This window comes from Pseudomonas sp. S1(2024) (assembly GCF_046557535.1).
Genome location: NZ_JBKGFP010000018.1, coordinates 15,913 through 39,380, shown reverse-complemented (window position 1 = coordinate 39,380; position 23,468 = coordinate 15,913). Strand labels below are relative to the sequence as shown.

Here is a 23,468-nt window from a genome sequence, read left to right as displayed (position 1 = left end):
AGAACGCGTCGCTTGCTTCGCGGGCTTGCCCGCTCCCACAGGGATAGCGCCTGCCTTGAGGGCGATGCAGTACCTGTGGGAGCGGGCAAGCCCGCGAAGCAGGCGACGCGATTATTCCGGGTTGGCGTTCCACACTCGGAACAACGGCTCTGCCAGAAACAGCACAAACAACAAGCGCATCACCTGCAGCGCCGTCACCAGCGGCACCGACAGCTGCAGGGTCTCCGCCGTCAGGCTCATCTCGGCAATTCCGCCCGGCATCATCCCCAATGTCAGCGAACGCAGATCCAGCGCGGTCATCATGCTCAGCACCCATGCGGCACTGCCGGCAATCGCCATGCACAACGCCGTGGCCACCAGGGTGCGGCCCAGGAACGACGGTGCGCGGCGGAAGAACGCGCGGTTGAAGTGGCAGGCCAGGCCGCTGCCGATCAACCACTGGCCGATCTGGCTGGCGCCATTGGGCAGGGTTATCTGCAGGTCGCCGGCCAGGCTCACGGTGGCTGCGACCAACAATGGCCCGAACAACCACGGGTTGGGCTGGCGCAGGCGCTGCCACAGCAGGGCGACGGCAACGCCCAGCGGTGCAATCAGCGCTAGCCAGCCCCAGCTCACACTGCCGGTGTGATTCAGCGGTACCCCGTCACCCAGCAGGAACTTGAACAGCGCCGGCACGCACAGTACCACCGCCAGTACGCGCAGGCTTTGCGCCGCCGCCACCTGGCTGAGCACTGCGCCATTGCGGGCGCCAAGGTTGACCATCTCCCCCGAACCGCCCGGCATGCTGGCGAAGAACGCCGTGGCACGGTCTTCACCGGTGCGCCGCAGCAGCCATACGCTGATCACGCTGGACAAGGTGGTGAACAGCGCGCCGAAGAAGATCAGTGCGAAATGGCTGGCCACCTGCTCGATCACCGCCGGGGTGAAGTGCAGGCCAATGCCGATACCGATGATGCATTGCCCGCATTTGCGGCCATTGGGGATTTCCGGCAGCTGCCAGGGTGTCAGGCAGCGCACCAGGATGATCGCCAGCAACGAGCCGACCATCCACGGCAAAGGCCAGCCGACCTTGCTGGCGGCAAAACCGCCAGCAAGGCCGACCAGCCCGGTCGCGACAAACAACGGCAACGAGCGATCAGGCATCGGCCATCGCCCGGCGCTGCAGGCTGCGTTTGCGCCAGATGCGCAGCAGCGGCAGGGTCAGCATGCAAATGGTCAGTACCCATACCGACATGCTGATCGGGCTCGACCAGAGGATGCCCAGTTCGCCGTTGGAGATCGACAGCGCCCGGCGCAGGTTCTGCTCCATCAACCCACCGAGGATGAAACCGAGCAGGATCGGCGACAGCGGGAAGTCCAGCTTGCGCAGGATATAGCCCATGATGCCGATACCGACCATCAGGAAGAGGTCGAAGGTAGTGGCATGCACGGCGTAAACGCCGATCGCGGTGATGATGGCGATCACCGGTACCAGCGCCCAGTTTGGTACGGCGAGGATGCGGGTGAAGATGCGGATCATCGGGATGTTGAGGATCACCAGCATGATGTTGGCGACGAACAGCGAGGCGATCAGGCCCCAGACGATGTCTGGCTGCTGTTCGAACAACAGCGGGCCTGGGGTGATGTTGTACAAGGTCAGCGCGCCGATCATCACCGCGGTGGTGCCCGAGCCAGGTACGCCCAGGGTCAGCATCGGTACCAGGGCGCCACAGCAGGAGGCGCCGATGGCGGTTTCCGGTGCGGCCAGGCCGCGGGCGTCGCCCTTGCCGAACTTGCCCTTGTCGCCCGCCAGGCGTTTTTCGGTCATGTAGGCCACGGCGCTCGCCAGTGTTGCACCGGCACCAGGCAGCACACCCATGATGAAGCCAAGCAGGCCGCAGCGGATGTTGACCACGAACACCGAGGCCGCTTCCTTGAAGTTGAACAGCATGCGGCCGGTGGCTTTGACTGCCTGGTGGCCATGGTGGGTCTTTTCCAGCAGCAGGAGGATTTCGCTGATGGAGAACAGGCCCAGCACCAGTACCACGAACTGGATGCCGTCGGCCAGGTGCACGCTGTCGCCGGTGAAGCGGTACACGCCACTGTTGGCATCGATGCCGACTGCCGACAGGAACAGGCCGATCAAAGCGGCAATGAAGGTTTTCAGCGGCTTGTCGCCGGCCATGCCGCCGAGGGCGACGATGGCGAACACCATCAGCACGAAGTACTCCGCCGGGCCGAAGGCGATTGCCCATTTCGCCAGCAGCGGTGCGAACAGCACCATGCCGCAGGTGGCGATCAGCGCACCGATGAACGAACTCCAGGCCGACAGCGACAGTGCTACGCCAGCCAGACCATTGCGGGCCATCGGGTAGCCATCGAGAGTGGTCATCACGGTCGAGGCTTCGCCGGGGATGTTCAGCAGGATCGAACTGATGCGTCCGCCGTACTCGCAGCCCAGGTACACCGCTGCCAGCAGGATCAGCGCCGATTCCGGCGGCAGGCCGAGGGCGAAGGCGATGGGGATCAGCAAGGCCACGCCGTTGATCGGGCCCAGGCCCGGCAACAGGCCGACCACGGTACCGATCAGCGTGCCGGTGAGGGCGGTGACCAGGTTGTAGGGGGACAGGGCGACGCCGAAGCCCTGGCCCAGGTAGCTCAAGGTATCCATGTGTCAGTTCTCCAGTACGCTGAGCAGGCCAAGGGGCAGGGGCACGTCCATCACGCGGTCGAACAGCCAGTAGAGAAACAGGCTCATGCCCGCCACCACGATGGCGCTGTGCAGCCAGCGGCCGCCGTACAGGCGGGCCATGGGCACGCCGACCAGGATGGCGCTGAGGATGAAGCCCAGGGCTTCGAAGGTGCTGGCGAACACGATCAGCAGGCCGACGCAGGCGGCGATCTTGATCAGGGTCTCGCGGTCCAGTTCCGGTTCGTCGTCCTTGCGCACGATGGGGGTGGGGCGGAACACCAGGTACAGCAGGCCCAGGCCGAGCAGGCCGAGCGTCAACAGCGGGTAGGCGCGCGGGCCCACCGGTTCATAGGAAAACGCCGCCTGGTAAGGCCAGGCCATCACGGCCAGGGCGGCGCACACCGCCAGCAGGGCCAGGGCGAAGATGCGTTGCAGGATCATCAGAGAGTCCTCATTGAGCACGGACCCTGTGGGAGCGGGCATGCCCGCGAACACCGGCAACGCCGGTGCCAGGCACCGCGGTGTCTTCTTCGCGGGCGCGCCCGCTCCCACAGGGTCGGTGAAAGGGCGTTGGCGTGTTACTGGATCAGGCCAAACTCCCTGGCCAGTGTCTTGTAGTCAGCCACTTGCTTCTTCACATAGCCGTCCAACTCTGCACCGGTCATGGCGAACGGGAACAGTTCGCGCTGGTCACGCAACTTGGCGAAGTCTTCCGAAGCCAGCATCTTGTCGAATGACTGCTTCCACCAGGCGTATTCCTCGTCGCTCACCTTTGGCCCCAGGTAGAAGCCGCGTACCACTGGCCAGACGATGTCGTAACCCTGTTCCTTGGCGGTGGGAATGTCTTTCATCTCGGGCTCGTCCAGGCGCTTTTCCGAGAACACCGCGAGGATGCGCATGTTGCCGCTCTGAATGTGCGGCATGGAGTCGGAGATGTCGGTCGAGCCTACCTGGATATGCCCGCCCAGCAACGCCGTGGCGATCTCGCCGCCACCTTCCAGGGCGACGTAGCGCAGGTCACGCGGGTTGATGCCGGCGGCCTTGGCAATCAGGGCGGTCTGCATCCAATCCTGGCTGCCGACGGTACCGCCGGAGCCGATCACCACCTTGCTCGGGTCTTTCTTCAACGCTGCGACCAGGTCGTCGAGGGTCTTGTAGGGCGAGTCGCTTTTCACTGCGATGGCGCCGTAGCTGGTGCCGACGGCGGCCAGCCATTTCACCGCGTTTTCGTCGAAGCGGCCGAACTTGCCCTGGGCCAGGTTCAGCAGCGAACCGCTGGACCAGGCCACCAGGGTGCCGGCATCGGCCGGGCGCTGGGCGACCACGGCGTTGTAGGCCACCGCACCGACACCGCCGGGCATGTAGGTGACGCGCATCGGCTTGGTGAGGATTTTTTCCTGCACCAGGGCGCTCTGCACCAGTTTGCAGGTCAGGTCGAAGCCGCCGCCGGGCGAGGCGGGGGCAATGCATTCGGGGCGTTTCGGTTCGGCAGCGAGGGCGTTGCCGGCCAACAGCAGGCAGCCGGTAGCGAGGACGAGGCGGCGCAGTGAGTAGGTCATCGTCTTTCTCCGTGAGCGTTGTTGTTATCAAGTTATCGCTATGGGGTTACCACAGCGCCACGCTGTAGCTCACCAGCAGCCGCACCTCGTCCGCGTCGCGGGCGAAGTTGGAGCGGAAGGTGGCGTTGCGCAGGCGCACGGCGACGTTCTTCAACGGGCCGCTTTGTACCACGTACTTCATTTCGGTATCGCGTTCCCACTCCTTGCCCTCGCCACCGGCGGCGCGGCTGACGTTGTCGCCGCTGATGTAGCGGGTCATGAAGGTCAGGCCGGGCACGCCGAGCGCGGCGAAGTTGTAGTCGTAGCGCGCCTGCCAGGAGCGCTCGTCGGCGCCTGCGAAGTCGTTGATCTGGACGAAGTTGACCAGGTACGGGTCGGCACCATCGACGTACGGGAAGGCGCTGTCGCCTGACAATTGCTGCCAGGCGGCGCTGACCTTGTGCCCGCCCAGGGCGTAGCTGAGCATGCCATTGACGGTAGTGTTGTCGATGTTGCCGGCCTTGGCGGCGCCGGCGTCGTCACTCACGGCCAGGCGCAGGTCGGCGCCCAAGGTGCCGGGGCCCCATGGCTGGGTGGCGACCATGCCGATGAAGTGCTGGCGGTAGATATCGTCGAGCTGGGCAAAGTGGTAGCTGCCGGTGATGCGATCGGTGAACTGGTAGTCGAGGCCGGCCAGGTCCAGGTTGTCGGCGCTGAACGAGCCACCGAAGCGGCCGTTCTTGTTGTTCAGGGCCAGGTCTTCCCAGTTGGTGTCGTTGCGGTCCTTGGCCTTGTCCAGTCGGCCTCCGGTGAAGGTCAGGCCCTTGACCTCCTTCGAGGTGAGCAGGCCGCCTTCGAAGGTTTGCGGCAGGATGCGCCCATCGTTGGGCTGCAGGGTCGGCAGTTCGGGGATCAGAGTGCCGATCTTCAGTTCGGTCTGCGACACCTTCACCTTGCCGGTCAGGCCGAGCTTGGAGTACTCGTCGGCGGCCTTGCCGTCATCGTGCGTCGGCAGCAGGCCGGTGTCGGTGCGGTCGGGGCTGGAGTCGAGCTTGATGCCGAGCATGCCCAGCGCATCCAGGCCGAAGCCTACGGTGCCATCGGTGTAGCCAGACTCGAAGTTGAGCATGAAGCCCTGGGCCCACTCGTCGCGCTTGGATTGCTGTGCACTGGTGCCGTCGCGGAAATCGCGGTTGAAGTACATGTTGCGGGTTTCGAAGGTGGCCGTGCTGTCTTCGAAGAAGGCGGCGTGGCTCATCGGCGCGACACCGGCAAGCGCAAGGGCGCTGACGATGGCGGAAGGGCGTGCGGCAAAGGAACGGGTAGGCGCGAACGCCTGCGGCTGCGATGACAGCATCACTGATGGCTCCGTTTATTGTTCTTATTCGTTGCACCTTGCTGGTGCTTTTTTCGGCGCGTAGGGCGACCGTGGTGCGATGCTAGGTAACCAACCTTTCGCTAACCTTTCAGCGTGAAAGGTTTGTCGACAGGGCTTCACAGGCCTGCCGACAGCGGTACACTCCGCGCCACCGTCCCACCCGAGCAGGGAGAATCCGATGCGTGTGCTGCTGGTCGAAGACCACCTGCAACTGGCTGAAAGCGTGGCCCAGGCCTTGAAAAGCCATGGCCTGACCGTGGATGTGCTGCATGACGGCGTGGCCGCCGACCTGGCCCTGGCCAGCGAGGAGTACGCCGTGGCCGTGCTGGATGTCGGCTTGCCGCGCATGGACGGCTTCGAGGTGCTGGCGCGCCTGCGCGGCCGTGGCAAGACCCTGCCGGTGCTGATGCTGACCGCGCGCAGCGACGTCAAGGACCGGGTTCATGGGCTGAACCTGGGCGCCGACGACTACCTGGCCAAGCCGTTCGAGCTGACCGAGCTGGAAGCACGGGTCAAGGCCCTGTTGCGGCGCAGCGTGCTCGGTGGCGAGCGCCAGCAACGCTGCGGGCCGTTGGTATACGACCTGGATACCCGGCGCTTCACCTTGGGTGGCGACAACCTGACACTGACTTCTCGCGAACAAAGCGTACTGGAAGCGCTGATCGCCCGCCCGGGCCGGGTGATGAGCAAGGAGCAACTGGCAGCCCAGGTGTTCGGCCTGGACGAAGAAGCCAGCCCCGATGCCATCGAAATCTACATCCACCGCCTGCGCAAGAAGCTCGACGGCCACCCGGTGGCGATTGTCACCTTCCGTGGCCTGGGCTACCTGCTCGAGCACCGCGATGCGTGACAACGGCAGCCTGCGTGGGCGCTTGCTCGGCAACCTGGCCTTGCTGCTGGTGGTGCTGATGCTGGCCAGCGGCCTGAGCGCCTACTGGAACGGCCGCGAGGCCGCCGACACCGCCTACGACCGGACCCTGCTGGCCTCGGCAAGGACCATTGCCGCAGGCCTGTCCCAGCGTGACGGTTCGCTGAGCGCGGATGTGCCCTACGTGGCCCTGGACACCTTCGCCTACGACAGTGCCGGGCGCATCTACTACCAGGTGCTGGACATCCAGCAGCGGCTGATTTCCGGCTACGAGAACCTGCCAGCGCCGCCGCCGGGCACGCCGCGTACCGACGACTACCCGGCGCTGGCGCGGTTCTACAACGCCACCTACCTGGGCCAGGACGTGCGCGTGGTCAGCCTGCTGAAGCCGGTGAGCGAGCCGAACATGAACGGCATGGCGGAAATCCGTGTGGCCGAGACCGAGGAAGCGCGGGTGCGCATGGCCCGTGGCCTGATGGCCGATACCCTGCTGCGCCTGGGGATGCTGGCGCTGGGCGCGCTGGTGATGGTGTGGTTTGCCGTGAGTGCCGCGTTGCGGCCGCTGGAGCGCCTGCGCACGGCGGTGGAAGAGCGTCAGCCGGACGACCTGCGGGCCTTGCCGGTGGTGCAGGTACAGCGTGAGCTGGGCCCGCTGGTGCGGGCTTTGAACCATTTTACCGAGCGTTTGCGCGGCCAGTTCGAGCGCCAGGCGCAGTTCATCGCCGACGCCGCCCACGAGTTGCGTACGCCGCTGGCCGCGCTGAAGGCGCGGGTCGAGCTGGGCCTGCGTTCGGCCGAGCCGCAGGAGTGGCGACAGACGCTTGAGTCCGCGGCCCAAGGCACCGACCGGCTGACCCATCTGGCCAACCAGCTGCTGTCGCTGGCGCGGGTCGAGAACGGTGCGCGGGCGATTGCAGAAGGCGGCGCGCAGCGCCTGGACCTGAGCCAGTTGGCTCGTGAGCTGGGCATGGCCATGGCACCGCTGGCGCACAAACGCGGGGTGGCGCTGGCCCTGGAGGCCGAGGCGCCGGTGTGGCTGAAGGGGGAGCCGACGCTGCTCAACGAGCTGTTGAGCAACCTCGTGGACAATGCCTTGGCGCATACGCCGGCTGGCGGCAACGTGATCTTGCGGGTGCTGGCGCCGGCGGTGCTTGAGGTGGAAGACGACGGGCCGGGGATACCCGAGGCCGAGCGTGAGCGGGTGTTCGAGCGCTTCTACCGGCGCAGTGCGCAGGGAAGTGGGCTTGGCTTGGCGATTGTCGGCGAGATCTGCCGGGCGCACCTGGCACAGGTGAGCCTGCATGACGGTGCGAAGGGCGGGTTGCGGGTGCGGGTGAGTTTTATCGCGGATTGATGTATTGCCTGTACCGGCCCTTTCGCGGGTGAACCCGCTCCCACAGGTACAGCGCAGCCTTCAGCAGCGGCGCGGTCCCTGTAGGAGCGGGTTTACCCGCGAAGAGGGCCGAACAGGCTGACACCGGTCAGCGCAACATGCTCCGCGCCTCGATCAGTTCACCCACTTCAAGCTCGGTGCCGTACGGCAGGCCCAGGTGGCGGTATGCCGGCAGTGCCGCCAGCGGCCGGTGGCGGCCTCGCTGGCTGATGCAGCGGGCGATCTGCACGATGTCGATGTAGTCGATGTTGTCGGTCTGCCGGTCCAGGTCCTGCACCTGGCTCGGCAGGTTGACCAGTTGCTCCGGAAACTCCCAGGCCTTGAGGATCTTGTCGCCCAGCACTGGCTGGATCTGCTCGATCACATAATGCAGGCACACTGGGTCCGACAGCAGTTCGTTGTGCTCTTCGGCGTAGATCAGTACCGGCAGCGCGCCAATCTGGTTGACCAGCCCGCCGAGGGTGGCCTGGTCGGGTTTGAGTTGTGTAAAGCGCCGGCAGATTTCGTAGCTGATGCCCGCCACATCCAGGCTGTTGGCCCAGATATCGCGTAACTTCTGCTCCACAGCCGGCGCCCGTGCGTGGAAAATCTGCTCGATCACCAGGCCAATGGCCAGGTTGCAGCTGTAGTTGATGCCCAGCCGCGTGATGGCGGTGTGCAGGTCGGTGACCTCGACCGCCGCGCGCAGCAGTGGGCTGTTGACGACTTTGATCAGGCGCGCTGAAAGGGCCGCATCGCGACCGATCACCTTGCTCAGGGCCGCTACGCTGATCTCGCTGTCTTCCGCCGCCTCGCGGATGCTCAAGGCAACCTCGGGCAGGGTCGGCAGAACCAGGTCATCCTTTTCGATGGCATCGAGCAACTGTGCTTGAACCATCTCGGCCAGCTTGTTCATGGGCGTGTCTACCGCAGTGGTGGTGCGGCCCCGCCATGTAGGCGGGGCAGGCTGGTCAGCGCTGGATTTCCCGATCGCGGTCCAGTTCGTAGGGCAGGGTCAACACCTGCAGGCGTGGGCCTTCGAGGCTGCCCAGGTGCAGGTTGTCGTCTTCCACCGCTTCGGCGCTGAGCACCGCGAGCAGTTCGCAGCCTGTGCCGTTGCTGGCAGCAATGACCACTTCACCGACCGACGAACCATGGGTGGGCGAGAAGATCTCGACGCCCGGGACCGGAGTGGCCTGCTGGTCCAGTGCCAGGCGGTACTGGCGGCGCTTGAGCTTGCCCAGGTACTGCATGCGGGCAACGATTTCCTGACCGGTGTAGCAGCCCTTCTTGAAGCTGACGCCGTCGACGGCCTGCAGGTTGATCATCTGCGGGATGAACAGCTCGCGGGTCGGCCCCATTACCTGGCCGATCCCGGCGCGAATCTGCCCCAGCAGCCAGTCGTCCAGGCTGCCTTCGGGCAGCGCAGTGGCCAGCGCCTGGCGAACGCGGTCGGCGTTGTCTGCCGGTACCCACAGTTCCACGCGGTCGGCGGACACGGCGATGGCGATCAACCCGTCGTGGCGCACGGTGCTACCGGCTGCCGCAGGCACATCGAGCCCCAGGGCCTGCAGCGCCGCATCGCCGCCTTGCAGGCCGAAGCGTGCCCAGGCAGCGCTTTCATCGGTCAGCGTGGCCTTGGAGAACACGGCGTACTTCTTGAGGTCGGCCAGCTGGGCGTCGAGCAGCTCGCTGGCCATGGCCAGCAGGTAGCCGTTGCCTTCGGGCAGGATGCGGAAACTCGACTGCATGCGCCCCTTGACCATGCAGCGGGCGCCGAGGCTGGCGTGTTCCGGGCTGAGGTAGTTGATGTTGCAGGTCAGCTGGCCTTGCAGGAACTTGCCTGCATCGGAGCCGCGGACGGCGAGGATGCCCTCGTGGGACAGGGGGCAGAAGAAAGCGGAATCGGCCATGGGTCATCGCGGTGGCTAAAGACTGGCGGCCATCATAGAACGCCGGTAACAAAATAGGTAGTTGACTAGACCAACGCCCGGTGTCGCTTCGCTCGCCTGGCTGTATACTGGCGGGCCATTCGAGGAGGGCCCCATGGTCGAACAAACTGAACTCAACCGGCTTTTCTGGCACAGCCGCCGCGGCATGCTGGAACTGGACGTACTGCTGGTGCCTTTCACCCAGGAAGTCTACCCCACGCTCAACGAAACCGACCGCGAACTCTACGTGCGTCTGTTGAGCTGCGAGGATCAGGACATGTTCGGCTGGTTCATGGAGCGCACCGAGTCCGAAGACCCGGAGCTGCAGCGCATGGTCCGCATCATCCTGGACCGTGTCCAGCCCAAGTGAGTGCTTCGAGTGCCGCTGGCAAGGCTCGCGCCTGCTGCTGGCGGTCTACCTGGGTTGCCAGGTACTGGCGTGGTTCGCCGTATGGGCGAGCCCGCTGCCCGGGTGGTCGGCCCTTGCAGTTGTCGCCGCCTGTATTGCCCACGCTGGCTGGGCCATTCCCCGACGTATTCTGCTGACGCATGAGCATGCCGTTGTCGGCCTGCGCCGTGATGTGCGCGGCTGGCAGGTGTTCAGCCGTGCCCGTGGCTGGCAGCCGGTGCGCTTGTGCCGGGACAGCGTGGCGTTGCCGGCGCTGGTGGTGTTGCGCTTTGTGCGGGCGGGGCGCTGGTTGGGGGATAGCCAATGCGTGCCACGGGATGCGCTGGGGGCTGATGAGCACAGGCGCTTGCGGGTGCGGTTGAAATTCAGCCGGCGCAGGTGGGCAGGGGTGGGGGCGAGTCAGGGCTGACAGGTGTTCGTCGTGGCAGCTTCAGCGCCTGCGAGATCGAGCGCCGCCCGCGCGGCGCTTCGCAGCACAAGGCTGCTCCTACCGTTTGTTTCGGGCCAGTTATTCCTGTGAGCGCGGCACGCGGCCCCTGGCGTACGCCTCGATATCGTGTCGGGCAAACAAGGCGGTCGCGTGCGCAGGCACAGGCGTTACTGGCCCGAAACAGATGTAGGAGCAGCCTTGTGCTGCGAAGCGCCGCGCGGGCGGCGCTCGATCTCGCAGGCGCTGAAATTGCCGCGCCAGGGGCCGGACTTAGATCGGACTAAGAATGGTGTCCTTGGCCTCGTCCAGCATCCCCGGGTAATCCAGGGTGTAATGCAGTCCGCGGCTTTCCTTGCGCTGCATGGCCGACAGGATCATCAACTCGGCCACCTGCGCCAGGTTGCGCAATTCGATCAGGTCGCGGCTGACCTTGTAGTTGCTGTAGAACTCGTCGATTTCGTCCAGCAGCAGGCGAATGCGGTGCTGCGCTCGCTGAAGGCGCTTGCTGGTTCGCACGATGCCGACGTAGTCCCACATGAAGCGCCGCAGTTCGTCCCAGTTGTGCGCAATGATCACGTCCTCGTCCGAGTCGGTGACCTGGCTGGCGTCCCAGCCGGGCAAGGCCTTGGGCATGACCACTTCATCCAGGTGCGCCTGGATGTCGGCGGCGGCGGCACGGCCATAGACGAAGCATTCCAGCAGCGAGTTGCTGGCCATGCGGTTGGCGCCGTGCAGGCCGGTGAAGCTGGTTTCGCCAATGGCATACAGGCCCGGCACGTCGGTGTGGCCGCGGTCGTCGACCATCACCCCTCCGCAGGTGTAGTGCGCCGCTGGCACCACCGGGATCGGCTGACGGGTGATGTCGATGCCGAAGGCCAGGCAGCGCTCATACACGGTGGGAAAGTGGCTCTTGATGAAGTCGACCGGCTTGTGGGTGATATCCAGGTATACGCAGTCCACGCCCAGGCGCTTCATCTCGTGGTCGATGGCGCGGGCCACGATGTCGCGCGGCGCCAGTTCTTCGCGCGGGTCGAAGCGTGGCATGAAGCGTTCGCCATTGGGCAGGCGCAGCAGGGCACCTTCGCCACGCAGGGCTTCGGTGATCAGGAAGCTCTTGGCCTGTGGGTGGTACAGGCAAGTCGGGTGAAACTGGTTGAACTCCAGGTTCGCCACCCGGCAGCCAGCCCGCCAAGCCATGGCGATGCCGTCGCCGCAGGCACCGTCGGGATTGCTGGTATACAGGTACACCTTGGCCGCACCGCCAGTGGCCAGCACGGTGAAGCGCGCACCGAAGGTGTCCACCTCGCCGGTGTTGCGGTCGAGCACGTAGGCACCCAGGCAGCGCTCGCCGGGCAGGCCGAGGCGGCGTTCGGTGATCAGGTCGACCGCCACGCGTTGCTCCAGCAACTGGATATTCGGGCGTTTGCGGGCCTGCTCCAGCAGCGTGGTGAAGATGGCTGCGCCGGTGGCGTCGGCGGCGTGGATGATGCGCCGGTGGCTATGGCCGCCTTCGCGGGTCAGGTGGAACTCAAAGCCGCCGTCGTCGACGCTGTAGTGCTCGTCGCGGGTAAAGGGCACGCCTTGCTCGATCAGCCACTCGATGGCCTCGCGGCTGTGCTCGACGGTAAAGCGCACGGCGTCTTCATGGCAAAGGCCGCCGCCGGCATTGAGGGTGTCCTCGACATGCGACTGCACGGTATCGGTATTGTCCAGCACCGCCGCGACACCGCCCTGGGCCCAGAAGGTCGAGCCGTTGGCCAGGTCGCCCTTGCTGAGTACGGCGACTCGAAGGTGGCTGGGGAGGTTCAGTGCCAGGCTGAGACCGGCGGCACCGCTGCCGATCACCAGGACATCATGTTGGAATTGTTGGCTCATGTCGGGACACTAGTATTCTTTGGAAGGGGCGCGGCACAATAGTCACGCGCCGATGGCATTGTGAAACTATCGTAAAAGCTGGCCGGGTTGCCTTTATAGCAGCCCCGGGTGGCCAATTTCCATGCCACTTGCCTGGTCGCGACAACCTTTGTGGGAACTTTCCGACATGGCCGGAAATCCTATGAAGGCTGCCCACGCGCCACAACTTGCCGCGGCGACGCAGGGCGGCAGGCCTGTCCGGGCTGTCCCTGCGTACTCGAAACCTGATTATCGACGTAGCCGGCCGTGACCGTGCCGCGTCTTTCGTGCAAGCCGACCAAGGGCTGCAGGAAACTTGCTTGGAGGGGAGAACTTTTGCGCAAAGCCCGAGTCTATGGTTGCAAGCCTGAACGATGGCTGATGCAACGCTCCTTCGAGTTCACTGAGGAGTGTTCATGCTAACCCAGGAAGAGGATCAGCAGCTTGTCGAGCGCGTTCAGCGTGGTGACAGGCGAGCGTTCGATCTGTTGGTGCTGAAGTATCAGCACAAGATTCTCGGGTTGATCGTGCGGTTCGTTCACGACACCCACGAGGCCCAGGATGTAGCACAGGAAGCCTTCATCAAGGCCTACCGTGCGCTTGGCAACTTCCGCGGAGACAGTGCGTTCTATACGTGGCTGTACCGCATCGCCATCAACACGGCGAAGAACTACCTGGTGTCCCGTGGAAGACGGCCGCCAGACAGTGATGTGAGCTCCGAGGATGCGGAGTTTTACGACGGCGATCATGGTCTCAAGGATCTCGAGTCCCCAGAGCGCTCGTTGTTGCGGGATGAAATCGAAGGCACTGTCCATCGCACCATCCAGCAACTGCCTGAAGACCTGCGCACGGCGCTGACCCTGCGCGAGTTCGACGGGCTGAGTTACGAAGACATTGCCAGTGTCATGCAATGTCCGGTGGGTACCGTGCGCTCTCGAATCTTCCGCGCTCGGGAGGCAATAGACAAAGCCCTGCAACCTTTGCTGCAGGAAACCTGAGACAGCGGCGACAGCCAAGAGAGGAACCGCCATGAGTCGTGAAGCTTTGCAGGAATCGCTGTCCGCGGTGATGGATAACGAAGCGGACGAGCTTGAACTGCGTCGTGTGTTGAACGCCGTAGATGATGCTGAAACCCGTGCCACCTGGTCGCGTTACCAGGTTGCCCGCGCAGCCATGCACAAGGAGCTGCTGCTGCCTAACCTGGATATCGCCTCGGCGGTGTCTGCAGCGCTGGCTGACGAAGCCGTGCCGGCCAAGGTCAAGAAAGGGCCATGGCGCAGCATTGGCCGCCTGGCGGTAGCTGCCTCGGTCACCGTAGCGGTGCTGGCCGGTGTGCGCATGTACAACCAGGACGAGATCACTGGCGCCGAGCTTGCTGCCCAGCAACCTGCCCAGCAAGGCCTGAGTGTGCCACAAGCACAAGGCCCTGCCGTTTTGGCAGGCTATAGTGAGAGCAGTGAGCAACCGACCGGGCCGATGGCCAACGGCGTGCTGCAGAACCAGGCCGGCTGGGATCAGCGTCTGCCAGGCTACCTGCGCCAGCATGCCCAGGAATCTGCGCTCAAGGGCACTGAAACCGCATTGCCGTATGCCCGCGCCGCCAGCCTGGAAAACCGTTAAGTAAGGAGGATCATGCGCGCGCTACCTCTCCTGTCGCTGCTGATTGGCAGCTGCGTGACGGTGCCAGCATTGGCGGCCAATTCTTCGCCCGAGGCGAGCGAGTGGCTGAGCAAGCTGGCACAGGCCGAGCAAAAGCAGAGCTACCAAGGCTCTTTTGTCTACGAACGGAACGGCAGTTTCTCTTCCCACGAGATCTGGCACAGGGTCGACGACGGCAAGGTCAGCGAGCGGCTGTTGCAGCTCGATGGTGCCGCTCAGGAGATCGTGCGCGTGGATGGCAAGGTGGAGTGCGTCAGCGGGGCCTTGGTCAGTGGAGTGACGACGCCCCCGAACACTACGCAGCGTGTACTTGATCCGCTGAAACTGATGGGCTGGTATGACTTGAGCGTGGCGGGCAGGTCGCGGGTCGCCGGGCGCGATGCGGTGATCGTGACGCTCACCCCGCGCGACCAGCACCGCTATGCCTTCGAATTGCACCTGGACCGCACTACTGGCCTGCCGCTGCGCTCGTTGATGATCAACGACAAGGGCCAGTTGCTGGAGCGCTTCCAGATGACCCGTCTCGATACTGGCGCACCCAGCGATGATGACCTGCGCGCCAGTGCTGCATGCAAGCCGGTGCAGCATGTGGCTGCTGCCGCCAATGACAAGGTCGCCGGGTGGCGTTCGGACTGGCTGCCGCCCGGCTTCGAGCTGGTCAACAGCTCGGTACGCCGCGACCCCAAGAATGACAGCACGGTCAGCAGCCTGATGTATGACGATGGCCTGGCGCGCTTCTCGGTGTTCCTCGAGCCGGTAAAGGATGAGGGCGGGACCGACATGCGCACCCAGCTTGGCCCGACCTCGGCGGTCTCGCGTCGGCTGAACACGCCCAAAGGCAAGGTCATGGTCACTGTGGTCGGCGAGATTCCGCTGGGTACCGCAGAGCGTGTGGCGCTGTCGATGCGCCCCCAGGATGGCCAGGCGCGCCAGTGATGGCGTGCATTTGCGGGTATGGCGTGCAGGCCATGCCAAGGCGTGCGGACATGCCGCTGAAATGAAATTAAAGCATTGTCATTTGCAATCCATCGGCAAATTTTCTATAGGTCAGGCTTCTAGGAGTCTGGCCTTTCCTGTTTTGTGCAGGGGCCTTTCTAAACTACCGCTCGTTGTGACGGGAGCCGTATGTCAATACCACGCTTGAAATCCTACCTATCGATGTTCGCCGCCGTGCTGATGCTCGGCCAGGTGCTCAGCGCCCAGGCCGAGGAAGCCCTGCCGGACTTCACTACCCTGGTCGAGCAGGCCTCGCCAGCCGTGGTCAACATCAGTACCAAGCAGAAACTGCCGGACCGCCGCATGGCCGCCGGGCAGATGCCCGACCTGGAAGGCCTGCCGCCGATGTTCCGCGAGTTCTTCGAGCGCAACATGCCGCAGCAACCGCGCTCTCCGCGTGGCGACCGCCAGCGCGAGGCCCAGTCGCTGGGTTCGGGCTTCATCATTTCCAGTGATGGCTACGTACTGACCAACAACCACGTGGTAGCCGATGCCGACGAGATCATCGTCCGCCTGTCGGACCGCAGCGAGCTGCAGGCCAAACTGGTCGGCACCGACCCGCGCACCGACGTGGCCCTGCTCAAGGTCGAGGGCAAGAACCTGCCGACCGTCAAGCTGGGTGATTCCGAGAAGCTCAAGGTGGGCGAGTGGGTGCTGGCCATCGGTTCGCCGTTCGGCTTTGACCATTCGGTGACCAAAGGTATCGTCAGTGCCAAGGGCCGTACCCTGCCCAATGACACCTACGTACCGTTCATCCAGACGGACGTGGCCATCAACCCCGGCAACTCCGGCGGCCCGCTGTTCAACATGAATGGCGAAGTAGTGGGTATCAACTCGCAGATATTCACCCGCTCCGGTGGTTTCATGGGCCTTTCGTTCGCCATCCCGATCGATGTGGCGATCGATGTCTCCAATCAGCTGAAGAAAGACGGCAAGGTCAGCCGCGGCTGGCTGGGCGTGGTGATCCAGGAGGTCAACAAGGACCTGGCTGAGTCGTTCGGCCTGGACAAGCCGGCCGGTGCCCTGGTGGCCCAGGTGCTGGAAAACGGCCCTGCAGCCAAGGGCGGCCTGCAGGTGGGTGACGTGATCCTGAGCATGAACGGCCAGCCGATCATCATGTCGGCCGACCTGCCGCATCTGGTCGGCAGCCTCAAGGATGGCGAAAAGGCCAAACTGGAGATCATCCGCAATGGCAAGCGCCAGAACCTCGACATCAGCGTTGGCGCACTGCCCGACGAAGATGCCGACATCAGTACCGGCGCCGAAGGCAGCGCCGAGCGTAGCAGCAACCGCCTGGGCGTCTCGGTTGCCGACCTGACCGCCGAACAGAAGAAAGCCCTCGAACTCAAGGGTGGTGTGGTCATCAAGGAAGTTCAGGATGGCCCGGCCGCGATGATCGGCCTGCGTCCGGGTGATGTGATCAGTCACCTGAACAACCAGGCTATCGGTTCGGCCAAGGAATTCACCGAAATCGCCAAGGAACTGCCGAAGAACCGTTCGGTGTCGATGCGTGTGCTGCGTCAGGGGCGTGCCAGCTTCATTACCTTCAAGCTGGCTGAATAAGGTGTAGTTGCCTTCGCAGGCATTGTCCGGCTTGACAAGCCCGGTGCGTGAGCGCCGGGCTTTGTCATTCAGGGGGGCTCAGTTGAAAATGGACATCAACGTGCCGAGGTATCCAGCAACTGCGGTTGAGTTGAAACCGATCACAGTACGCTGCCCGTTGTCCAGGCAAGTCATGGCATCGGGTATGCCGACAAGATCATTGATCGGTCGGAAGGATGTATCAATGGAGCCATCCGCAAGATAGCGACGGTTTTCCAGGCTCCTGCCCAGGCCGAACGCAAACAGCCGATGTTGCTCATCGATTGCCACTGCACACCAATCTGTCAGACCTGAGTCGTCCAGTATCGGTGCACCGCCGTTAAATGTCGGGTCCTTCGCGCCACTGGCATCGAACTGCCAGAGCAATGCTTGTGATGAATTGTCTCCGGTTGTCGCTTTACCGGCGACCAGCAGCTGTCCTTCCGGCCTGGCTAGCAGCGCGTTGAGTTCGGTAGCGAAACCCGCAGCCCGGAAATACACTGTGCCGCCTTCACCGAAGGCTGAATCCAGTTCGCCGTCGTGGCGGTAGCGAGCGAGAAAGCTTTCTGCGGGCTGCCCCTGCTGCGAGCGGGTTCCGCTGACCACGAACCCGTCAGGCAACTGAACGATTCCGGCGACAGCAATTTGCCCTGCGTCCGGTAGAATATCGATGAATTCCTGAAGCCCTTCTGCTGGCTGGCCGGTGTGTTCCCGCAGGTACACCCTGGCCATCGTGGCACGCGCGCCTTGAGCCTTTTGGAGGTTCAGGGAAGCCATGAGGTATGGCCCATCGCTTGTAAGGCGACCGCTACCAATCACCATGCCCATATCCGGCGGCACGCTCAGGAGCTGGTGTTCACCTCCTCGGCCATCGCGGTCGTAACAGGTGAGCCTGGGCTTTGCCAGCAGGTTCGAGGTAGGGGCACTCCATCCCAGCACTGTGAAGCGTTGGTCAGCCAGTACCGTTAGCGCTTCAGTCGATGCATGCTCGTCAAGCACGTAACGGCCAACTATTACGCCGCCCTGTGCAAAGTCGTTGTCAACTGAACCGTTTGCGGTAAATCGGGTCAGGGCAAAATGACGCCCCCCGGAGGAGTCAAAGGCAAGCGCGCTGACAAGCAGGCTGCTCCCTTGTAGCGCCATGCCAGTCAGGTTTCGGCCTATTGAAGCGCCATGGAACGAAGGGAGCTCGGCCCTGCCATTCATTCCAAATGCAGGGTCGTAATCCCCCGGTGTCATGTGTTGTTCGGGCATGCTGGTCACCTTGGTCGAGAGATTTGCAAGGATGGTCGACTCCTGATGCGGTGAGTACTGGCAGAAATGTCAGGTAGCACCTCTGTAAGGCAACCATGTTCACCAACGGCTGGATGGCGTGGCGGCCTGCTGCGGCTTAAGGTACAATTCCCGGCTATTTTTCGGCGGGCGTCCGGCTCGCAGCCTTTTCGAGTGTTGACCCGTGAGTGATTTGAGTCATATCCGCAATTTCTCCATCATCGCCCACATCGACCATGGCAAGTCGACGCTGGCCGACCGTTTCATCCAGATGTGCGGTGGCCTGTCGGCACGCGAGATGGAAGCCCAGGTGCTCGATTCCATGGACCTGGAGCGTGAGCGCGGTATCACCATCAAGGCCCACAGCGTCACGCTCAACTACAAGGCGCAGGACGGCAAGGTCTACCAGCTGAACTTCATCGATACTCCTGGCCACGTCGACTTCACCTACGAAGTCTCGCGTTCGCTGGCGGCCTGTGAGGGCGCGCTGCTGGTGGTGGATGCCGGCCAGGGCGTCGAGGCCCAGTCCGTGGCCAACTGCTATACCGCCATCGAGCAGGGCCTTGAGGTCATGCCGGTACTGAACAAGATGGACCTGCCCCAGGCCGATCCGGATCGCGTCAAGGACGAGATCGAGAAGATCATCGGCATCGACGCCACCGACGCCGTGGCCTGCAGCGCCAAGAGTGGCATGGGCGTGGACGAGGTGCTCGAGCGCCTGGTGCAGACCATTCCCGCGCCGGAAGGCGATATCGAGGCGCCGCTGCAGGCGCTGATCATCGACTCCTGGTTCGACAACTACCTGGGTGTGGTCTCGCTGGTGCGCGTGCGACACGGTCGCGTCAAGAAAGGCGACAAGATCCTGGTCAAGTCCACCGGCAAGGTGCACCTGGTCGACAGCGTGGGCGTGTTTACCCCGAAGCACACCCAGACCGCCGACCTGAAGGCCGGCGAAGTGGGCTTCATCATCGCCAGCATCAAGGACATCCACGGTGCCCCGGTCGGTGACACCCTGACCCTGTCCGCGACCCCTGAGGTCGAAGTGCTGCCAGGCTTCAAGAAGATTCAGCCGCAGGTCTACGCCGGTCTGTTCCCGGTCAGCTCCGACGACTTCGAGGACTTCCGCGATGCGCTGCAGAAGCTGACCCTGAACGACTCGTCGCTGCAATACATGCCGGAAAGCTCCGACGCCCTGGGCTTCGGCTTCCGTTGCGGCTTCCTCGGCATGCTGCACATGGAGATCATCCAGGAGCGCCTGGAGCGCGAATACGACCTGGACCTGATCACCACCGCGCCAAGCGTGATCTATGAGCTGGAACTGAAAACCGGCGAGACCATCACCGTCGACAACCCGTCGAAGCTGCCGGACGTCTCGGCGGTCGCCGATTTCCGCGAGCCGATCGTCACCGCCACCATCCTGGTGCCGCAGGAGCACCTGGGCAACGTCATCACCCTGTGCATCGAGAAGCGTGGCGTGCAGCGCGACATGCAGTTCCTCGGTAGCCAGGTGCAGGTGCGCTACGACCTGCCGATGAACGAAGTGGTGCTGGACTTCTTCGACCGCCTCAAGTCCACCAGCCGCGGCTATGCTTCGCTGGACTATCATTTCGATCGCTACCAGTCGGCCAATCTGGTCAAGCTGGACGTACTGATCAACGGCGACAAGGTCGATGCCCTGGCATTGATCGTGCACCGCGACAACGCGGCCTACAAGGGCCGTGCGTTGACCGAAAAGATGAAGGAACTGATCCCTCGGCAGATGTTCGACGTGGCGATCCAGGCAGCTATCGGCGGCCAGATCATTGCGCGGACAACCGTCAAGGCGCTCAGAAAGAACGTACTGGCCAAGTGCTACGGTGGCGACGTCAGCCGTAAGAAGAAGCTGCTGGAGAAGCAGAAGGCCGGTAAGAAACGCATGAAACAGGTGGGTAACGTGGAAATTCCACAGGAAGCCTTCCTCGCCGTGCTCAGGTTGGATAGCTAGGTCCTATGTCGCTAAATTTCCCGCTGTTGCTAGTCATCGCCGTCTTCGTCTGCGGCCTGCTGGGCTTGATCGACCTGCTGTTCCTGGCCCCGCGCCGGCGTGCGGCAATCGCCAACTACCAGGGCAGCGTCAGCCAGCCCGAGATGGCGGTGGTCGAGCGCCTGGGCAAGGAGCCGTTGCTGGTCGAGTACGGCAAGTCGTTCTTCCCGGTGCTGTTCATCGTGCTGGTGCTGCGTTCGTTCCTGGTCGAGCCGTTCCAGATCCCTTCGGGGTCGATGAAACCGACCCTGGAAGTGGGCGACTTCATCCTGGTGAACAAGTTCTCGTACGGCATTCGCCTGCCGGTGATCGACAAGAAGGTCATCGAGGTGGGTGACCCGCAACGCGGTGATGTGATGGTGTTCCGCTACCCTAGCGACCCGAACGTCAACTACATCAAGCGTGTGGTCGGCCTGCCGGGCGACCAGGTGCGCTACACCAGCGACAAGCGGTTGTTCGTCAACGGCCAGCCGATTGCCGAGCAACTGGTGGGCACCGAGCCGGGCACTTTGGGCAGCGCCGAGCTGTACAAGGAAAAGCTCGGCGAGGCCGAACACCTGATTCGCAAGGAAATGAGCCGTTATCGCATGCCGCCGGACCAGCAATGGACCGTGCCGGCAGGCCATTACTTCATGATGGGCGACAACCGCGACAACTCCAACGACAGCCGTTACTGGGATGACCCGAACATCCCGAAGGAACTGCACGGCATGGTTCCCGACCGGAACATCGTCGGCAAGGCCTTCGCGGTGTGGATGAGCTGGCCAGAGCCCAAGCTCAGCCACCTGCCCAACCTGTCGCGGGTCGGTCTGATCCATTGATACCCATCGGCGCTGGCCTGCAGGCAGCGCCGAATGCATTTCTGACATAGGCTGTGTTCTCAGGGATTGGGAGATTCGTCGCACATCGCGGCGGGCCACAGCCAAACAGTCTTTCAGGATGTTGATTTGAACAACGCGTTGAACAACGAACGGGTGGCTGCATGAGTGCTCCCCTTGCCCGTCTGGAGCGAAAGCTCGGTTATACCTTCAAGAACCAGGACCAGATGCTCCTGGCACTGACCCATCGCAGCTACGCCGGGCGCAACAATGAGCGCCTGGAGTTTCTCGGTGACGCCATTCTCAACTTCGTCGCCGGCGAAGCGTTGTTCGAGCGCTTCCCGCAGGCCCGCGAAGGCCAGCTGTCGCGCCTGCGCGCGCGGCTGGTCAAGGGTGAGACCCTGGCCCGCCTGGCCCGTGGTTTCGACCTGGGCGATCACCTGCGCCTGGGCTCGGGTGAGCTCAAGAGCGGTGGCTTCCGCCGCGAGTCGATCCTGGCCGACGCCCTGGAGGCGCTGATTGGCGCTATCTACCTGGACGCCGACATGGAAACGGCCCGGGAGCGCGTGCTGGCCTGGCTGGCCGATGAATTCGAAGGCCTGACCCTGGTCGATACCAACAAGGACCCGAAAACCCGCCTGCAGGAGTTCCTGCAGTCGCGCAGTTGTGAGCTGCCGCGTTACGAAGTGGTGGATATCCAGGGCGAACCGCACTGCCGGACCTTCTTCGTCGAATGCGAAGTGGTGCTGCTGAACAACAAGAGCCGTGGCCAGGGCGTTAGCCGGCGTATCGCCGAGCAAGTCGCCGCCGCGTCTGCACTGATCGCCCTGGGCGTGGAGAATGGCAATGACTGATAGCAACCCGACCCGCTGCGGCTACGTGGCCATTGTCGGCCGCCCGAACGTGGGCAAGTCGACCCTGCTCAACCACATCCTCGGCCAGAAGCTGGCGATCACCTCGCGCAAGCCGCAGACCACCCGCCACAACATGCTCGGCATCAAGACCGAGGGTGACGTGCAGGCGATCTACGTCGATACCCCCGGTATGCACAAGGCCAATGACAAGGCCTTGAACCGCTACATGAACCGCAATGCCTCGGCGGCCCTGAAGGACGTCGACGTGGTGATCTTCGTGGTCGACCGCACCAAATGGACCGACGAGGACCAACTGGTGCTGGAGCGCGTGCAGTACGTGACGGGCCCGCTGATCATCGCGGTCAACAAGACCGACCGCATGGAAGAGAAGGCCGAACTGATCCCGCACCTGCAATGGCTCCAGGAGCAGTTGCCGAACGCCGAAGTGATGCCTATCTCCGCGCAGCAGGGGCACAACCTGCAGGCGCTGGAAGCACAGATCGCCAAGCACCTGCCCGAGAACGAGCACTTCTTCCCCGAAGATCAGATCACCGACCGCAGCAGCCGCTTCCTGGCCGCCGAACTGGTGCGCGAAAAGATCATGCGCCAGCTGGGTGCGGAATTGCCGTACCAGATCACCGTGGAAATTGAAGAATTCAAGCAGCAGGGCCACGTGCTGCACATCCACGCGCTGATCCTGGTCGAGCGCGATGGCCAGAAGAAGATCATCATTGGCGACAAGGGCGAGCGCATCAAGCGCATCGGCTCCGAGGCGCGCAAGGACATGGAGGTGCTGTTCGACTCCAAGGTCATGCTCAACCTGTGGGTCAAGGTGAAAGGCGGCTGGTCCGATGACGAGCGCGCCCTCCGCTCGCTGGGCTACGGCGACCTCTAAGCAATACTATTGGGGCCGCGGTGCGGCCCATCGCCAGCAGGTCGCTTCCCACCCTGTTGCGGTGGCCTCAGCCCCTTTCGCGGTCCTTGTGGGAGCTGGCTTGCCGGCGATGGGCTGCAGAGCAGCCCCAATATGCAGTTTACCGAGCCACAGGGAGCCAGTGATCTTCCATGGAACAACCTGTCGGCCAGCCAGCCTACGTGCTGCACAGCCGCGCCTACAAGGAAACCAGCGCGCTGGTGGACTTCTTCACCCCGCAGGGCCGCATGCGTGCCGTGCTGCGCCGTGCGCGTGGCAAGGGTGGCAGCCTGGTGCGGCCGTTCGTGCCGCTGGAACTGGAGCTGCGCGGGCGTGGCGAGCTGAAGAATGTCGGGCGCATGGACAGCGCTGGCATCGCCGCCTGGCTGCATGGCGATGCCCTGTTCAGCGGGTTGTACCTCAACGAACTGCTCATGCGCCTGCTGCCCGCCGAAGCGCCATTCCCGGCGCTGTTCGAGCACTACACCCTGACCTTGCAGGCCTTGGCCGCCGGTCGCCCGCTGGAGCCGCTGCTGCGCTCCTTCGAATGGCGGCTGCTGGACGAGCTCGGTTACGCGTTTTCGTTGCACCACGACGTCAATGACCAGGCGATCGCGGTCGATGGCCTGTACCGCTTGCGTGTGGATGCCGGCCTGGAGCGGGTCGAGCTGGTGCAACCCGGGCTGTTCCGCGGCACCGAACTGCTGGCCCTGGCCGAAGCCGACTGGGATGCGCCAGGTGCCTTGCTCGCTGCCAAGCGCCTGATGCGCCAGGCACTGGCGGTTCATCTGGGGGCAAAACCGCTGGTCAGCCGGGAACTGTTTCGCAAGCGCTGATCACGACGTATGCTGTGGGGCTCAAT

22 protein-coding genes are annotated in these 23,468 nt (G+C 63.7%); 13 read left to right on the top strand and 9 right to left on the bottom strand.

All coding sequences use genetic code 11. From position 1 onward, the window contains the following. Nucleotides 1-111: 111 nt before the first annotated feature. From ACLCGK_RS08190 to ACLCGK_RS08170, 5 genes are all read right to left on the bottom strand, one after another. A complete protein-coding gene (locus ACLCGK_RS08190) occupies nt 112-1,143 on the bottom strand; it encodes an AbrB family transcriptional regulator (protein WP_410951784.1) in 1,032 nt (343 codons plus the stop codon). Then, complete coding sequence (locus tag ACLCGK_RS08185; protein ID WP_013974009.1) at nt 1,136-2,650, bottom strand: tripartite tricarboxylate transporter permease; 1,515 nt, start codon at nt 2,648-2,650, stop codon at nt 1,136-1,138. Before ACLCGK_RS08185 ends, ACLCGK_RS08190 begins: the two co-directional genes overlap by 8 nt. Before the next feature lie 3 nt (nt 2,651-2,653). After that, nucleotides 2,654-3,112: a tripartite tricarboxylate transporter TctB family protein gene (locus ACLCGK_RS08180; protein ID WP_015271606.1), complete on the bottom strand. Its 459-nt coding sequence runs from the start codon at nt 3,110-3,112 to the stop codon at nt 2,654-2,656. Nucleotides 3,113-3,249: 137 nt separating this feature from the next. Beyond that, entirely contained in the window at nt 3,250-4,230 is a 981-nt protein-coding gene (locus ACLCGK_RS08175) for a Bug family tripartite tricarboxylate transporter substrate binding protein (RefSeq protein WP_013974007.1), read from the bottom strand. A gap of 46 nt (nt 4,231-4,276) precedes the next feature. Next, nucleotides 4,277-5,566 carry an OprD family porin gene (locus tag ACLCGK_RS08170; RefSeq protein ID WP_410951786.1) on the bottom strand — a complete coding sequence of 430 codons (1,290 nt, stop codon included), beginning with the start codon at nt 5,564-5,566 and terminating at the stop codon, nt 4,277-4,279. Between the two features lie 199 nt (nt 5,567-5,765). On the opposite strand from ACLCGK_RS08170, the gene ACLCGK_RS08165 reads away from it, so the two are divergent. After that, nucleotides 5,766-6,437: a response regulator gene (locus ACLCGK_RS08165; RefSeq protein ID WP_013974005.1), complete on the top strand. Its 672-nt coding sequence runs from the start codon at nt 5,766-5,768 to the stop codon at nt 6,435-6,437. Beyond that, on the top strand, nt 6,430-7,809 hold the full coding sequence (locus tag ACLCGK_RS08160) for a sensor histidine kinase (RefSeq protein WP_025340432.1): 1,380 nt from the start codon (nt 6,430-6,432) through the stop codon (nt 7,807-7,809). Before ACLCGK_RS08165 ends, ACLCGK_RS08160 begins: the two co-directional genes overlap by 8 nt. A gap of 127 nt (nt 7,810-7,936) precedes the next feature. Here the strand turns inward: ACLCGK_RS08160 and ACLCGK_RS08155 are convergent, their stop codons facing one another. Both ACLCGK_RS08155 and ACLCGK_RS08150 read right to left on the bottom strand, forming a co-directional pair. Next, entirely contained in the window at nt 7,937-8,743 is an 807-nt protein-coding gene (locus ACLCGK_RS08155; protein WP_013974003.1) for an HDOD domain-containing protein, read from the bottom strand. A 55-nt stretch (nt 8,744-8,798) separates the two neighbouring features. Then, the gene (locus tag ACLCGK_RS08150; protein WP_410951783.1) at nt 8,799-9,740 is read right to left on the bottom strand and encodes a YgfZ/GcvT domain-containing protein; all 942 of its coding nucleotides are present in this window, start codon (nt 9,738-9,740) and stop codon (nt 8,799-8,801) included. Nucleotides 9,741-9,873: 133 nt separating this feature from the next. On the opposite strand from ACLCGK_RS08150, the gene ACLCGK_RS08145 reads away from it, so the two are divergent. Then, nucleotides 9,874-10,128 (top strand): succinate dehydrogenase assembly factor 2, encoded by a 255-nt coding sequence (locus ACLCGK_RS08145; protein ID WP_003252043.1) that lies wholly within the window; start codon nt 9,874-9,876, stop codon nt 10,126-10,128. Continuing rightward, entirely contained in the window at nt 10,112-10,576 is a 465-nt protein-coding gene (locus tag ACLCGK_RS08140) for a protein YgfX (RefSeq protein ID WP_410951782.1), read from the top strand. Before ACLCGK_RS08145 ends, ACLCGK_RS08140 begins: the two co-directional genes overlap by 17 nt. 291 nt (nt 10,577-10,867) lie before the next feature. On the opposite strand, the gene nadB is transcribed toward ACLCGK_RS08140, so the two are convergent. After that, a complete protein-coding gene (nadB, locus tag ACLCGK_RS08135; protein ID WP_047595789.1) occupies nt 10,868-12,472 on the bottom strand; it encodes an L-aspartate oxidase in 1,605 nt (534 codons plus the stop codon). Between the two features lie 434 nt (nt 12,473-12,906). Here nadB and rpoE point away from each other — a divergent pair, with 434 nt between their 5' ends. The 4 genes from rpoE to ACLCGK_RS08115 all read left to right on the top strand — a co-directional run bounded on the left by rpoE (nt 12,907) and on the right by ACLCGK_RS08115 (nt 16,708). Then, nucleotides 12,907-13,488 (top strand): RNA polymerase sigma factor RpoE, encoded by a 582-nt coding sequence (rpoE, locus tag ACLCGK_RS08130; RefSeq protein WP_003252049.1) that lies wholly within the window; start codon nt 12,907-12,909, stop codon nt 13,486-13,488. 31 nt (nt 13,489-13,519) lie between these two features. Further along, nucleotides 13,520-14,110: a sigma-E factor negative regulatory protein gene (locus ACLCGK_RS08125; protein WP_015271600.1), complete on the top strand. Its 591-nt coding sequence runs from the start codon at nt 13,520-13,522 to the stop codon at nt 14,108-14,110. Between the two features lie 12 nt (nt 14,111-14,122). Further along, nucleotides 14,123-15,085, top strand: coding sequence for a MucB/RseB C-terminal domain-containing protein (locus ACLCGK_RS08120; protein ID WP_410951781.1), 963 nt, complete (start codon nt 14,123-14,125; stop codon nt 15,083-15,085). A 222-nt stretch (nt 15,086-15,307) separates the two neighbouring features. Further along, nucleotides 15,308-16,708: a DegQ family serine endoprotease gene (locus tag ACLCGK_RS08115; RefSeq protein WP_410951785.1), complete on the top strand. Its 1,401-nt coding sequence runs from the start codon at nt 15,308-15,310 to the stop codon at nt 16,706-16,708. A gap of 78 nt (nt 16,709-16,786) precedes the next feature. On the opposite strand, the gene ACLCGK_RS08110 is transcribed toward ACLCGK_RS08115, so the two are convergent. Continuing rightward, the gene (locus ACLCGK_RS08110) at nt 16,787-17,980 is read right to left on the bottom strand and encodes a hypothetical protein (RefSeq protein WP_196184456.1); all 1,194 of its coding nucleotides are present in this window, start codon (nt 17,978-17,980) and stop codon (nt 16,787-16,789) included. Nucleotides 17,981-18,182: 202 nt separating this feature from the next. Between ACLCGK_RS08110 and lepA the strand changes: the two genes are divergently transcribed. The 5 genes from lepA to recO all read left to right on the top strand — a co-directional run bounded on the left by lepA (nt 18,183) and on the right by recO (nt 23,442). Continuing rightward, nucleotides 18,183-19,982, top strand: a complete 1,800-nt coding sequence (lepA, locus tag ACLCGK_RS08105; RefSeq protein ID WP_013973995.1) for a translation elongation factor 4 — start codon at nt 18,183-18,185, stop codon at nt 19,980-19,982. A gap of 5 nt (nt 19,983-19,987) precedes the next feature. Continuing rightward, entirely contained in the window at nt 19,988-20,842 is an 855-nt protein-coding gene (lepB, locus tag ACLCGK_RS08100; protein ID WP_003258486.1) for a signal peptidase I, read from the top strand. 161 nt (nt 20,843-21,003) lie between these two features. Continuing rightward, a complete protein-coding gene (gene rnc, locus ACLCGK_RS08095) occupies nt 21,004-21,693 on the top strand; it encodes a ribonuclease III (protein ID WP_003258487.1) in 690 nt (229 codons plus the stop codon). Next, nucleotides 21,686-22,588, top strand: a complete 903-nt coding sequence (gene era, locus ACLCGK_RS08090) for a GTPase Era (RefSeq protein WP_015271595.1) — start codon at nt 21,686-21,688, stop codon at nt 22,586-22,588. The genes rnc and era overlap by 8 nt, the downstream gene beginning before the upstream one ends. Before the next feature lie 170 nt (nt 22,589-22,758). Further along, entirely contained in the window at nt 22,759-23,442 is a 684-nt protein-coding gene (gene recO / locus ACLCGK_RS08085; protein WP_015271594.1) for a DNA repair protein RecO, read from the top strand. Nucleotides 23,443-23,468: the final 26 nt, after the last annotated feature.

Coding starts and splice junctions, on each gene's coding strand:
- ACLCGK_RS08185 (WP_013974009.1), bottom strand. CDS start 2,650: ATGGATACCTTGAGCTACCTGGGCCAGGGCTTCGGCGTCGCCCTGTCC.
- nadB (WP_047595789.1), bottom strand. CDS start 12,472: ATGAGCCAACAATTCCAACATGATGTCCTGGTGATCGGCAGCGGTGCC.
- ACLCGK_RS08120 (WP_410951781.1), top strand. CDS start 14,123: ATGCGCGCGCTACCTCTCCTGTCGCTGCTGATTGGCAGCTGCGTGACG.
- ACLCGK_RS08150 (WP_410951783.1), bottom strand. CDS start 9,740: ATGGCCGATTCCGCTTTCTTCTGCCCCCTGTCCCACGAGGGCATCCTC.
- ACLCGK_RS08145 (WP_003252043.1), top strand. CDS start 9,874: ATGGTCGAACAAACTGAACTCAACCGGCTTTTCTGGCACAGCCGCCGC.
- ACLCGK_RS08165 (WP_013974005.1), top strand. CDS start 5,766: ATGCGTGTGCTGCTGGTCGAAGACCACCTGCAACTGGCTGAAAGCGTG.
- ACLCGK_RS08155 (WP_013974003.1), bottom strand. CDS start 8,743: ATGAACAAGCTGGCCGAGATGGTTCAAGCACAGTTGCTCGATGCCATC.
- lepB (WP_003258486.1), top strand. CDS start 19,988: ATGTCGCTAAATTTCCCGCTGTTGCTAGTCATCGCCGTCTTCGTCTGC.
- recO (WP_015271594.1), top strand. CDS start 22,759: ATGGAACAACCTGTCGGCCAGCCAGCCTACGTGCTGCACAGCCGCGCC.
- ACLCGK_RS08190 (WP_410951784.1), bottom strand. CDS start 1,143: ATGCCTGATCGCTCGTTGCCGTTGTTTGTCGCGACCGGGCTGGTCGGC.
- ACLCGK_RS08125 (WP_015271600.1), top strand. CDS start 13,520: ATGAGTCGTGAAGCTTTGCAGGAATCGCTGTCCGCGGTGATGGATAAC.
- rnc (WP_003258487.1), top strand. CDS start 21,004: ATGAGTGCTCCCCTTGCCCGTCTGGAGCGAAAGCTCGGTTATACCTTC.
- ACLCGK_RS08115 (WP_410951785.1), top strand. CDS start 15,308: ATGTTCGCCGCCGTGCTGATGCTCGGCCAGGTGCTCAGCGCCCAGGCC.
- rpoE (WP_003252049.1), top strand. CDS start 12,907: ATGCTAACCCAGGAAGAGGATCAGCAGCTTGTCGAGCGCGTTCAGCGT.
- era (WP_015271595.1), top strand. CDS start 21,686: ATGACTGATAGCAACCCGACCCGCTGCGGCTACGTGGCCATTGTCGGC.
- ACLCGK_RS08175 (WP_013974007.1), bottom strand. CDS start 4,230: ATGACCTACTCACTGCGCCGCCTCGTCCTCGCTACCGGCTGCCTGCTG.
- ACLCGK_RS08180 (WP_015271606.1), bottom strand. CDS start 3,112: ATGATCCTGCAACGCATCTTCGCCCTGGCCCTGCTGGCGGTGTGCGCC.
- ACLCGK_RS08110 (WP_196184456.1), bottom strand. CDS start 17,980: ATGCCCGAACAACACATGACACCGGGGGATTACGACCCTGCATTTGGA.
- ACLCGK_RS08160 (WP_025340432.1), top strand. CDS start 6,430: ATGCGTGACAACGGCAGCCTGCGTGGGCGCTTGCTCGGCAACCTGGCC.
- ACLCGK_RS08170 (WP_410951786.1), bottom strand. CDS start 5,566: ATGCTGTCATCGCAGCCGCAGGCGTTCGCGCCTACCCGTTCCTTTGCC.